At 75.7% G+C, this 12,605-nt stretch carries 8 protein-coding genes; 3 read left to right on the top strand and 5 right to left on the bottom strand.

What is annotated here, in order from left to right; genetic code table 11:
- Positions 1-31: 31 nt before the first annotated feature.
- The gene (locus tag ACL02R_RS15060) at positions 32-457 is read right to left on the bottom strand and encodes a VOC family protein (RefSeq protein WP_412797391.1); all 426 of its coding nucleotides are present in this window, start codon (positions 455-457) and stop codon (positions 32-34) included.
- A gap of 104 nt (positions 458-561) precedes the next feature.
- Here ACL02R_RS15060 and ACL02R_RS15065 point away from each other — a divergent pair, with 104 nt between their 5' ends.
- From ACL02R_RS15065 to ACL02R_RS15075, 3 genes are all read left to right on the top strand, one after another.
- Entirely contained in the window at positions 562-1,560 is a 999-nt protein-coding gene (locus ACL02R_RS15065) for a helix-turn-helix transcriptional regulator (protein ID WP_412797392.1), read from the top strand.
- 277 nt (positions 1,561-1,837) lie between these two features.
- Positions 1,838-5,224 (top strand): glycosyl hydrolase family 95 catalytic domain-containing protein, encoded by a 3,387-nt coding sequence (locus ACL02R_RS15070; RefSeq protein ID WP_412797393.1) that lies wholly within the window; start codon positions 1,838-1,840, stop codon positions 5,222-5,224.
- 226 nt (positions 5,225-5,450) lie between these two features.
- Positions 5,451-6,071: a DNA-binding response regulator gene (locus tag ACL02R_RS15075; RefSeq protein WP_412797394.1), complete on the top strand. Its 621-nt coding sequence runs from the start codon at positions 5,451-5,453 to the stop codon at positions 6,069-6,071.
- A gap of 31 nt (positions 6,072-6,102) precedes the next feature.
- Here ACL02R_RS15075 and ACL02R_RS15080 read toward each other — a convergent pair whose 3' ends face one another.
- From ACL02R_RS15080 to lanKC, 4 genes are all read right to left on the bottom strand, one after another.
- Positions 6,103-7,926 carry an ATP-binding cassette domain-containing protein gene (locus tag ACL02R_RS15080; RefSeq protein WP_412797395.1) on the bottom strand — a complete coding sequence of 608 codons (1,824 nt, stop codon included), beginning with the start codon at positions 7,924-7,926 and terminating at the stop codon, positions 6,103-6,105.
- Positions 7,923-9,674: an ATP-binding cassette domain-containing protein gene (locus ACL02R_RS15085; protein WP_412797396.1), complete on the bottom strand. Its 1,752-nt coding sequence runs from the start codon at positions 9,672-9,674 to the stop codon at positions 7,923-7,925. Before ACL02R_RS15085 ends, ACL02R_RS15080 begins: the two co-directional genes overlap by 4 nt.
- 113 nt (positions 9,675-9,787) lie before the next feature.
- Positions 9,788-9,919 carry a SapB/AmfS family lanthipeptide gene (locus ACL02R_RS15090; RefSeq protein ID WP_362960290.1) on the bottom strand — a complete coding sequence of 44 codons (132 nt, stop codon included), beginning with the start codon at positions 9,917-9,919 and terminating at the stop codon, positions 9,788-9,790.
- A gap of 48 nt (positions 9,920-9,967) precedes the next feature.
- Positions 9,968-12,544, bottom strand: a complete 2,577-nt coding sequence (gene lanKC / locus ACL02R_RS15095) for a class III lanthionine synthetase LanKC (RefSeq protein ID WP_412797397.1) — start codon at positions 12,542-12,544, stop codon at positions 9,968-9,970.
- Positions 12,545-12,605: the final 61 nt, after the last annotated feature.

The raw sequence follows: 12,605 nt of genomic DNA on the forward strand, positions 1-12,605 counted from the left end.
GAGCAGGTGCCGTGCGCGCGGTCCGCCGTCCTCAGGAGGGGGCGTACGCGGTGACGACGTCCATGACCCAGATGACGCCGAACTTGTCCTCCAGCATCCCGTAGAGCGGTGTCCACTTCTCCGGGCCGAGCGGTCGCAGCACGGTCGCGCCGTCGTCCAGGCGCTCCCACAGGGCGGCGAGCTCGTCGGCGCTCTCGCTGCGCAGCGAGACATAGAACGCGTGCGCGCCCCGGTCCCACGGCAGCTGCGGCGGCACGTCGTACGCCATCACGCCGATCCCGCCGGGCGAGACCACCTGGCCCCACATCACCTGGTCTGCCGGCGACGGGTCGGCGGTGTCACCCATGTCCCCGTAGGTGACCACCGTCAACTCGCCGCCGAACACGGACTGGTAGAAGGTGAGCGCGGCGCGGGCGTCGCCCCGGAAGTTCAGATGGGTCACAGCGTTGACGGTCATGGTCGTCTCCTCGTCCGCCGGCGGAACGTTCCCGCCGGTCCTGGGGACCACCGTCGCAGCAGTGGCGGACAGGTTGTGTCCGCCACCGGAGGCAGGATGGGAGCATGCCGAAGACCTCCGCGCGCCTGCTGTCCCTCCTGTCGCTGCTCCAGCTGCGCCGGGAGTGGCCCGGGGCGCTGCTGGCCGAGCGGCTCGGCGTCAGCACCCGCACCGTCCGCCGGGACGTCGAGCGCCTGCGCGAGCTGGGGTATCCGGTCGCCGCGGCCAAGGGGCCGGACGGCGGGTACCGGCTCGGCGCCGGGACGGAGCTGCCGCCGCTGCTGTTCGACGACGAGCAGGCCGTGGCGCTCGCCGTCGCCCTGGGGACGGCCTCCGTCAGCGGCGCCGCGATCGGGGACGCGGCGGCACGCGCGCTGGGGACCGTCCGCCAGGTGATGCCCGCCCGGCTGCGGCGGCGCATCGACACGTTCCAGGTGACCGCCGTCGAGCGGTCCGGGGTCCGCGCGCCCTCCCCGGTGGACAGCGGTGTGCTGATGGCGCTCAGCGCCGCCGTGCGGGCGCGGGAGACGCTGCGGTTCGACTACGCGCGGAAGGGCCGGGACGGCGCGGAGTCCGCCGTACGCCGGGCGGAGCCGCACCATCTCGTCACGTGGGACGGGCGCTGGTACCTCGTCGCCTGGGACCTCGAACGCGGGGACTGGCGTACGTTCCGCGCGGACCGGATCACCCCGCGCACCCCGGCCGGGCCGCGCTTCACGCCGCGGGCGCTGCCCGGCGGCGACGTGGCGGCCTTCGTCGCGGGCCGCTTCCAAGGGTACGGCCGCCAGGACGGCATGCCCTGCCGCGGCGAGGTCGTCCTCGGCCTGCCCGCCGCCGACGTCTTCCCCTTCGCGCGGGACGGCGTGGTCGAGGCGCTCGGCCCCGACCGCTGCCGGCTCGTCCTCGGCTCCTGGTCCTGGGCCGGCCTGGCCGCCGCCGTCGGCGCGTTCGACGCGGACATCGAGGTGGTCGGTCCTGACGCACTGCGGGCGGCCTTCGCACGTCTCGCCGGGCGCTGCGCCGCCGCGGCGGCCGGGGGAGAAGGTCGGCAGCCGGACGGGTGAACGGTGGGAGACCTCCCGGCCGGCACGCCCGCGGGCGGTACGCGGCGGCCCCCGGTGTGTGAACCGGGCTGTCACCTTCGCCTGGCCCTGGCCCTGGTTCTGGTCCTCAGGGAGGCGGCGACTGCCCCTGTCTGGACGATCATTGATCGGGTGTCTGTATGAAGAAGGCCGGGAAATCCGGCCGTTACAGTATCTTGACGCTCCATACATCGGATCTATAGCCTCCGCTGTGATCAACGTCACCCGCACCCCGCCGTCACCCGAGGACGAGGATCCGATGACCGAACGAGGCTTCCCCAGACGTGCTTTCGTGGCCGGCGCCACCACCGCCGCCGCCGCGCTCGGCCTCCCGGCCGTGAACGCGGGCTCCGCGCTCGCGGCCGGTCCCGGCCGGCCGCCCCGTCCGCAGGCCACCGGCCCGACGCTGTGGTACGACGCACCGGCCGCCGACTGGGAGTCCCAGTCCCTGCCGCTCGGCAACGGCGCGCTGGGCGCGGCGGTGTTCGGCGCGACCGCCAGGGAGCAGCTCCAGTTCAACGAGAAGACGCTGTGGACCGGCGGCCCCGGCTCGCCCGGCTACAACTTCGGCAACTGGACGTCGCCCCGCCCCGGTGCCGTCCAGGAGGTCCAGCAGCGCATCCGCGACGAGCGGCGCGTCGGCCCCGACTGGGTCGCCCAGCGCCTCGGCCAGGGCAAGACGGGCTTCGGCGCGTACCAGACCTTCGGCGACCTGTTCGTGACGATGACCCAGACACCCACCGGGGTGACCGGCTACCGCCGCAGCCTGGACATCGGCGAGGCCGTCGCCTCCGTCACCTACGCGTCCGGCGGTGTCACCTACACCCGCGAGTACTTCACCTCGGCGCCGGACAACGTGCTCGTCGGCCGCTTCACCGCCAGCCAGGGCGGCCGGATCAGCCTCACCGTCTCCGTCACCGCGCCCGCCAACCGCACGCGCAACATCGCGGCGCGCGGCGGCCGGATCACCCTCGCGGGGCGGCTCGACGACAACGGGATGCGCTTCGAGTCGCAGATCCAGGTCGTCAACCAGGGTGGCACCCGCACCGACAACGGCAACGGCTCGGTGACCGTCTCCGGCGCCGACTCGGTGACGATCGTCCTAGCCGCCGCCACCGACTACTCCGTCCAGTACCCCACCTACCGCAACGGCGTGGACCCGCACGGGCCCGTCACCCAGCGTGTGGACGCCGCGGTCGGCAAGGGCTTCTCCGCGCTGCGCTCGGCCCATGTCGCCGACCACCGGGCCCTGTTCGGCCGGGTGGCGCTCGACATCGGCCAGCAGGACCCGGGTATCCCCACCGACGCGCTGCTCGCCGCCTACCAGGAACGCAGCGCCACCCCGGCCGCGCGCAAGGCCCTCGAAGTGCTCCACTTCCAGTACGGCCGCTACCTCCTGATCGCCTCCTCACGCCCCGGCACGCTGCCCGCGAACCTCCAGGGCGTGTGGAACAACTCGACCAGCCCGCCGTGGAGCGCCGACTACCACGTCAACATCAACCTCCAGATGAACTACTGGCCGGCGGAGACGACGAACCTCTCCGAACTGACGGCACCGCTGTTCGAGTACACCGAGTCCATGGTGCCGCCGGGCCAGGTCACGGCCCGCGAGATCTACGACAACCGCGGCTGGGTCGTCAACAACGAGACGAACCCCTTCGGCTTCACCGGCCTGCACAACTGGGCGACGTCCTTCTGGATGCCCGAGGCCGGGGCCTGGCTCGCCCAGCACTTCTACGAGCACTGGCTGTTCACGCGCGACGCCGCGTTCCTGCGCGAGCGCGCCTACCCGCTGATGAAGGCGCTCTCCCAGTTCTGGATAGACGAGCTGGTCACCGACCCGCGCGACAACAGGCTGGTCGTCTCGCCCAGTTACTCGCCCGAGCAGGGCGACTTCTCGGCGGGCGCGTCGATCTCCCAGCAGATCGTCCACGACCTGCTCACCAGCACCCGGGCGGCCGCCCGCGAGGTCGGCGACACCAGCTCGTTCGTGCCCGAACTGGACGGCACGCTGCAACGGCTCGACCCCGGACTGCGCGTCGGCTCCTGGGGCCAGCTCCAGGAGTGGAAGGAGGACTGGGACGACCCGAACAACGACCACCGGCACGTCTCGCACCTCTTCGCCGTCCACCCCGGCCGCCAGGTGACGCCGCGCGAGCACCCGCAGTACGCCGAGGCGGCACGCGTCTCGCTGACCGCGCGCGGCGACGGCGGCACCGGCTGGTCCAAGGCGTGGAAGATCAACTTCTGGGCGCGGCTGCTCGACGGCGACCACGCGCACGTCATGTTCTCCGAACTGCTGCGCTTCAGCACGCTGGACAACCTGTGGGACACCCACCCGCCGTTCCAGATCGACGGCAACTTCGGCGCCACCGCCGGTGTCGCCGAGATGCTGCTCCAGAGCCACGGCCCCGCGATCGAACTGCTGCCCGCGCTCCCCGCGTTCTGGGCCACCGGCTCGGTACGCGGCCTGCGGGCGCGCGGCGACGTGACCGTGGACGTGGACTGGCAGGGCGGCACGCCCACCCAGGCGACGCTGCGCGCGGGCAGGACGGGCGACCTCACGTTCCGCAGCGGGCTGTTCGGCGGCCTCTTCGAACTGCGCGACCAGCAGAACGGCCGGCGGATCACGCCGACGCGCGACGGCGACACGATCACCTTCCGCGCCACCGGCGGACGTGTCTACTCGGCTGTCTCCCAGGTGCGGATGACGCTGACGGCGCCCGAACAGGGCGGTCAGGGAACGCCGTTCACCGCGCAGGTGCGGGTGGAGGCGGTCGGCGGGACCGTCCCGGCGGCCACGCTCGCACTCGACCTGCCGGACGGCTGGACGGCCGCCCCGGCGTCGCAGCAGGTCCCGCAGCTGGCCAGCGGCGGGAACCGCACGTTCACATTCCAGGTGACACCCAGGACGGGCGAGCGGCCGGAGAACCGGCTGCGCGCCGTGCTGAACGGCGGCAACTGGCGCACCGCCGCCGTCGCCCTCGTCACCGTGGACGTCGGGCCGCCCTGCCCGGTGCCGCAGGAGGGCCTCACCCTCGTCGCCTGGGACGCCACCTCGGGCGGGACGGTCGACGACCGGGGCGGCCAGAACCGGCACGCCACCGTCCAGGGCAACGCGTCGTACGAGTCCGCCGGCCCGACCGGCACCGCCCTGCGCCTCGACGGCCAGACGTTCCTGCGCACCGCGCCGACGACCCTCGGCTTCCTGCGCGTCGCGACGTTCGCCGCCGAGGTGCGGGTGGACGGCAGCGGCGGCTACCGGCGGCTGTTCGACTGGCAGCCGAGCGGCAACGACGGCAGCGACGGCGTGCTGATCGACCTCACGCCGTCCAACCAGGTCCGCTTCATCGGCGCGGGCACCGGCGTCACGACCTCGGCCGTCCTGCCGACCGGCCGGTTCGTGAACCTTGTGATCACCATGAGCGACGGCGGCCGCCTCACCGTCTACGTGGACGGCGACGAGGCCGCCACCGCCCAGGTCTCCGACGCGGGCATCAACGGCTGCGCCAACCGCCAGCTGCGCTTCGGCGCCGACCAGGACGGCGGCCAGCGGCTCACCGGCGCGCTCGACCGGGCGGCGGTCATCGCCGGCCACCTGAGCGCCGACGAGGTCAGGAACTGGCAGACGCGCGTCTTCGGCTGACACCCCGGATCCGCCACCCCCCACAGCCGTGTCGGGCATGGAGAGATGCAGAGGATCTGGTGATGTTTTACCGCCCCATCTGCATCTTTGTTGCTACGAAGTGACCAAAACTTGGCGTTCTGTTACATCGCGACATGGGTACCGGTCCCCCTGGTCCGAGGGTGAACGAGCCAGCGGACGGTACGAGGCGGCGCCGCCCGGCGCCGGGGCGGCGGAAGGTACGGGAATGGTCCGAGTTCATGTCGTGCACAGCGCGGATCTGCTGCGGTCGGCGCTGGTGGCGCTGCTGGAGCAGCAGGGTTTCGAGCCGACGGCGACGGCCGCCGCGGGCCCCGGCGACCTGAAGAGCGGAGCGGACTTCGACGTGCTCCTCTTCGACAGCGGCTGCCCCGCCGGCTCCGTCTACCTCGAACACCGCGCCCTGGGCGGCGGCGGGAGGCAGGGCGCCCGCACAAGCACGTCCGGCGCCACCCTCGTCGTCCTGGGCAGCGCCGACCACCCCCGCGTCCTGCGCACCGCCTACGCCGCCGGAGCCGCCGGCTTCGTGGACCGCAACGGCCCCGCCCCCCGCCTCGCGGAGGCCTTACGCCGCGTCGCCCACGGCGGGCGGTACGTGGACGACTCCCTCGCCTTCACGCTCCTGCGCGCCACCGAGATACCCCTGTCCCCCCGTGAACTGGGCGTCCTGGCCCGCGCCGCCGAGGGCGACACCATCGCCGAGATAGCCCGCAGCCTGTGCCTGTCCGACGGGACGGTCCGCAACTACATCGCCGCCGCCACCCGCAAGGTCGGCGCCCGCAACCGCGTGGACGCCATCCGCATCAGCCGCCTGGCGGGCTGGATGTGACGGCCGGGACGGCGGCCCCGGCCCGCGCGCGTCAGCCGCCGTCCTCCCACGCCCCCACCATCGCCCGGTAGGCGTCCGACTCCCGCAGCAGCCCGGCGTGCGTGCCCAGCGCGGGCCGCACGCCGTCGAGCAGCAGCACGCGGTCGGCCCGCGCGGCGGACGACAGGCGGTGCGCGACCACCAGCAGCGTGCCCGGCCGCGCCGCGAGCGCCGTCTCCGCGCGCTCTTCGGCGGCCGGGTCGAGCCCGCTCGTCGCCTCGTCGAGCAGCAGCAGCGGCGCGGGGGACAGCCAGGCGCGGGCCAGCGCCACCGACTGCCGTTCCCCGGCCGACAGCCGCGCCGGGTCGAGCGGCGCGTCCAGGCCGTCGAGGCGGTCCACGAGCCCGTCCAGTCCGAACGCGGCGACCGCCGCGCGCACCCGTTCCGGCGGCGCGTCCGGGGCGAGGTAGGCGAGGTTGTCGCGCAGCGGTCCGGAGAAGACGTACGCCTCCTGCGGCACCAGCGCGCGTAGACCGGCCAATTCCCGCCGGTCGAGACCGGCCACGGGACGATCCCCCAGGCACACGCGTCCCGTGTCCGGGACGAGGGTCCCGGCCAGCAGGGCGGTGAGAGTCGATTTGCCGATACCGCTCGGGCCGACGACGGCGAGGCGTTCGCCCCGGCGCAGCGTCAGGTCGAGGTCGCGGACGACGGGCTCCGCCGCCGGGCCGTGGGCGAAGGTGACGGACCGCAGTTCGGCCGCCGGGGCGTCGCGCCGGGGCGAACGCGGGCGGGGCGAACGCGGGCGGGGCGCGGTGCGTGCGGCCGGTACGGTCCTGGGCGCCGGGGGACCGGGTGCCGTGAGGCGGTCGAGCACGACCACCAGCCGCGTCCCCGCCGCGCCGAGCGCGGTGAGCAGCGCGTGCACGGCGGGCAGCAGCGCCGACGCCGCGTACGTCAGCGCGCCGATCAACTCCCCGCTGCTCACTCCCCGTTCCAGCAGCAGCGGCGCGCAGCCGAGCAGCGCCAGCACCGGCAGCTGCCCGGCGGCACCCAGGGCCACCGTCCGCACGGCGCCCCACCGAGCCAGCGCGGCCGCGGTGCGCCGTTCGGCCGCCACCAGCTCCGCGGTGCGTGCCGACGCGGTGCCCGCCGCCCCGTACGCGACGATCTGCCGCGCGCCCGAGTCCAGCAGCCCGGCGTGCGCGGCCAGTTCCTCGTCGGCGTCGAGCAGCGCGCGCTGCCGCGCCGCCATCGGGCGCAGCGTCGCCGCGAACAGGGCGAGACCCGCCAGCAGCGGCACGAGCACCACCGGCAGCAGCACGGGCGCGAGCAGCGCCAGCCCGGCGACGGCACCCGCCGCCGTGAAGACGAACGCCCGCGCCGTCAGCAGCAGTCCGGCCGCGCCGTCCCGGGCGATCTCGGTCTGCGCGGTCAGCCGCGACACGGCCGCCGTGTCCGCGCGCGCCGGGTCGGCCAGCGCCGCGGCGAGCGCCCGCGCCACGACGCGGCGCACCAGCGCGTCCCGCAGCGGCTCGACCACGCCGCCGAGCGCGCCGAACACGCCCCTGGCGGCGAGCCCGCCGAGCAGCGCGCCCACCGCCGACACGGCCAGCCACAGCAGGCCCGTGCCCGGCCGCCCGGCGAGGAAGCCGTCGTCCAGCGCCCGCGCGACGCCGAGGCCGGTGAGGAACGTGTGCACCGACTCCAGCACCGACCACCCGGCCAGGACGCCGAGGGCGCGCCGCCGCCCCCACAGGAACCGCCGCGCACCGGGCAGCAGCCGCCGCAACGCACCCCGCCCGGCGGGCGGCTGACCGTCACGGGCCGCACGGGTGGCGGCGGCCTGCGCGGCGGGGGTGACAGTGGCGGTCATCTCCCCGCCTCCCCGCCCCCGGCCGCGAACACCGCCCGGTACGCCGCCTCCCGCCACAGCCGCGCGTGCGGTCTCACCGCCCGGACCCGGCCCGCCTCCAGCCACACCACCACGTCCGCCCGCGCCGCCACCGCGACCCGGTGCGCCACCACCAGCCGCGTGCACGGCCGCACGTCCTCCGTCAGCGCGCGCGTCACCAGCCGCTCCGTCACGCTGTCGAGGCTCGACGTCGCGTCGTCCAGGATCAGCAGCCGTCCGGTGTGCGCGAACGCCCGCGCGAGGCCGAGCCGTTGCCGCTCGCCGCCCGACAGCGGCGCGTCCCGCAGCGCCGTCCCGTAGCCGTCCGGCAGGCGCCGGACGAACGGGTCGGCCCCCGCCGCCCGCGCCGCCGCCCGTACCTCCTCTTCCCCCGCCTCCCACGCCCCGGCGCCGATCGCCGCGCCCACCGACCCGCCGAGCAGCACAGGCCGCGCGAACGCGTACGTCACCTCCCGCCGCAACGCGCCCTCGCCCAGGGCCCGCAGGTCCACGCCGTCCAGCAGCACCGTCCCCGCGTCCGGCTCCTCCAGCCGCCCCGCGACCGCCGCCAGCAGCGACTTGCCCGCCCCGGACGCGCCGACCACCGCCGCCGTCGACCCGCCGTCAACCACCAGGTCCACGCCGTCGAGCAGCGTCCGCCCGTCCCGCACGACCCGGACACCGCGCAGCTCCAGCGTGCCGTTCCCGCCGGGCGGCGGCGCGTCCGTCCCGTACGCGGTCTGCCGCAGCTCCGTGACGGCGGCGAGGCGGTCGGTGGCGGCACGCGCCCGCACCCAGCCGTTCAGCGCGCCGACGACCGCGCCCGCGCCCGCCGCGAGGACGGTGTACCGGGCGACGGCGAGCAGTTCACCCGCCGTCAGGTGCCCGCCGGTCAGCCGCAGCCCGGCGACCGCGAGGACCCCGGCGGTCAGCAGCGGCATCAGCAGCCCCGCCGAGCCCGCCGCCCTGCCCTGCACCCGCCACGTACGCCGCCCCGCCGCCACCAGCCCGCCGAGCGGCGCGAGCACGCGCTCCCGCTCCCGTTCCTCCGTCCCGGCCGCCGCGATCGTACGGGCGCCTCCGAGTGTCTCCGCGAGCCGCCCGGCGACCTGCGCCTGGGCCTCCTGGTACGCGGCCAGCGCGCCCGCGCCGTCGCGCACCGACGTCCGCAGCACCAGCAGGAGCAGCGGCAATCCGGCCAGGAACGCGGCGCCCGCCCACACGTCCAGCACGAACAGCCCGGCAAGACCGCCCAGCGGCACGAGCACCGACGCCACCGCCCCCGCCGCGGCCACCGGGGCCGTACCGGCGTCCAGCGCGTTCACCGTCAGCCGCGTGGCAAGGCCGCCCGGCGTACCCGCCGCCGCGCCACCCGCTGCGACGAGGAACCGGTCGCCCGTCAGCCGCCGCAGCCACGCCGTCGTACGCGCGCTCCCCGCGCCGCCCGCCCACGCGGCCAGCGCGTCGAGCGCCACCTCGCCCGCCACCAGCAGCGCGCACAGCGCGGCCCACCGCCCTGCGCCCTCCCCGGCCAGCAGCGCGTCCACGGTGCGCGCCAGCACCAGCGGGAACGCGACGGCCGCCGCCGCGCCTGCCGCCGAGCAGGCGAGGACGGCGGCGGCCGGGGCCCGCCCGTACCGCAGGGTCCTGCGCAGCAGGGTGGGCGTGACGGCTTTCACGGGCGGCTCCGGCGGAGTGGGAAGTGGGGAGTGGGGAGTGGCGGCGGGCATGGGCAGGCCCCGGGCGGTCGGTGACCACCCGGGACCTGGGGACCACGGGCGGGCGGGCGCCGGAAGGGCGCCCGCCCGCATACCGCGACGACAGCAGCGTCAGAGCCGCAGTGTCACGGGGTGCAGAGGGTGACGCTCAGGGAGCTGTACTCACAGATCAGCAGGGACACCTGGCTACCGGTGGCGAGGTCGCCCAGCGCCTCGTCCTTGGGGGTGTCCATCGCCTGGAGGTCGAGAAGAGCCATGTCCGTCTCCTGTTCGGTGGGTTGATGTGGTGGTGCGCGGCCCTGGTGTCAGGGCCGGTCCTGGGGCCGCCGGTGCGGCGGCGGGAGGAACGGCAGGTGCGCGCCGGGGGCGCCGTGCGCGGCGCCGAGCGCCAGCAGGCAGCCGGCCGTTCCGGTGGCGAGGTCCATGGAGAGGCGGGACAACTGCTCGCCGGGGAAGGCGAGATGCCCCTTGTACGGGACGGCGTGCCAGCCGAGCAGCGCGCTCTGGCGGCGTACGTCGGCGGCCCGCCCGTCAGGGTCGCCCGGGGCGCCCGGCGCCGTCGTGCGCGCCAGGTGCAGCAGCAGGCCCGCGACGCCACGGAACAGGCCCGGCTGCACGTAGAAGGACGAGCGGGCCGCCCGCAGGATGCCCTGCCTGGCCGTCTCGAACGCGTCGTCGGCGCGGTGCGCGAGCCAGTCGTCCAGCACCAGACCGATCCCGGCGCTGCCCGCGCCCGCGTACGGCATCGTGCGGCGGCCCTCGTCCACCACGAGGGAGTCGTCGGGGCCGGTGACGCAGCGCGCGAGGTCGCGGCGCAGGGCGTCGGCCGCGGCGTCAAGCAGCGGTTCCTGGCCGGTGCGTTCGTACAGCCGGATGCACAGCAGCGCGGTGCCGGTCGGGCCGTGCAGCAGTCCCGCGCGGTCGCCGGGTACGGGGCGGCGCAGGGCGTCGAGGGCGGCCTGCGCGCAGCGGAGTCCGGCGCCGCGCAGGCCCTCGTCGCCGGTGGCGTCGGCCAGGTCGAGCAGGCCCAGGGCGACCCCGGCGGTGCCGGAGTGCAGCCCCGGCCCGAGGGCTTCGAGGGGCTGCCGCGCGATCAGGTGCCCCAGTTCGACGGCCGCCTCGCGGCGCCCCAGCCGGTCCAGCGTCCAGGCGACGCCCGTCAGCCCGTCGTAGAAGCCGACCGGGCTGCCGGACGCCGGCTCCTTGGCGCGCAGGACGAGCCACTCCTCGGCCTCGTCGCAGCGCGCACCGGCCGACGCGAGCGCGTGCAGCACGCCCGCCGTCCCGTAGCCGAACGACCAGCCGCCGCAGGGGGACGCGAACTGCGCGATGTCGCCGGGGAAGAAACGGTCCTCCCGCTCCGGCGACGCCGACGCCAGGACGGCCGCCACCATCGCGTCACGCCCGGCCGGCCACTCCCCGGGCCCCACCGGCAGGTACCCGCCGGGACCGTCCGCCCGCCCGCCGCCGATCTCCCGCACCGCCTCGTCCAGCACGGCACGGTCCACCGGGTAACGGGCGGCCGCCAGGTCCGCGAGGTGCGCCGCCTTCCTCCGGTCGAGCGGCAGCAGCGTCGTCAGCGGCACGAACAGCGCCAGCAGCAGGCACGCCAGCGCGTACCGGTCGATGTCCGTGCCCCGCCGGTCGGGCGGCGCGACGAACGCCGGGTTGGCCACGATCTGCCGCCGCCGCTCGTCCGCCGGGGCCGCCGCCTCGAAGTCCAGCAGCGTCACGGACCCGCCGTCCGGGGCGACCATCACATTGCTCATGTGGAGGTCCCCGAACGCGATGCCCCGCCCGTGCACGGCCGCGACCGCCTCGGCCACCATCGCGTGCGTCCGCAGCGCCCAGGCCGTGTGCTCCGCCAGGTCACCGGCGGACGGCTCGGCGTGCGACAGCGGGAAGCGGCGGGCGAAGACGGTGTTCAGCGTCGTGCCCTCGACGTACTCCATCGCCAGGAAGCAGTGCTCGCCCACCGCGTGCATCCCGTACAGCCCGGGGACGCAGGGCAGGCCCGACAGCCGTTCCAGCGCGCGGTGTTCGCGCTCAAGACGCTCGATCGCGTCGGCGCCGTCGGCGGCCAGACCCGCGTGCGGGCGCGCCTCCTTCAGCAGGACGCGCGCCCCCGTCGCCCGGTCGCGGCCCTCGTAGACCCCGCCGCCGTTGGAGAAGTGCAGGGCGCGTTCGACGGTGAACGGCAGCTCCGTCACGTCCTGCGCCGAGCGCGCCGCGACGTGCGGGGCGAGGAACGCGGGCACCTCCACCCAGTGCGGCACGCGGAACGCCGGGCCGCGCAGGTCGGGCACCAGCCGCCCGGACGGGTCCGCCACCGCCGGGACCGTCCCGCCGTCCGCCCCCTGCGCGAAGCGCTGGGCGAACGCGCCGTAGCGCACGTGGACCGGCCCCGCGCCCCAGCGCACGTCGCTCAGGACGTACGGGCCCGGCTCGCCGTCGAGGGCCGCCGCCAGCTCCTCGGCGAGGACGCGGCAGCGCTCGTCGTCCTCCGGGTAGACGGTGACGAACTTCCCGCTGCCCGCGCGGTCGGCGTACTTGGTGTTCCGGTGCAGCAGCAGGTACGGGCTCGGCAGGAACTTGAAGGCGGCGCCCCGCTCGACACACACCGCCGTCACCCGGTCCAGCACGCGCTCGGCGTTGTCCGGCGTGGCCGAGACGTGGACCTTCCAGCCCTGGTCGGGGAGCCGGTGGCCGAGCGGGGCGAGCGAGAGCCAGTCGCCGCGCCGCCGCCGTTCCCAGCCCTCGGGGGCGGGGCGGCGGGCGGCGGGGTACAGGGCGCCGCGCGGGTCGTCGGTCTCGGTGACGCGGCGCGGGGCGTCGTAGAACCAGCGGTCGGCGTCGCAGTAGAGCGCGTACTCCGGGTTCACTCGTCCCCCTCGATCGGTCCCGCGGCCGGTGACGACAGCTACGGTGCCGGAGCGCCGGGGG

Source organism: Streptomyces sp. MS19 (assembly GCF_047200595.1).
GTDB lineage: Bacteria > Actinomycetota > Actinomycetes > Streptomycetales > Streptomycetaceae > Streptomyces.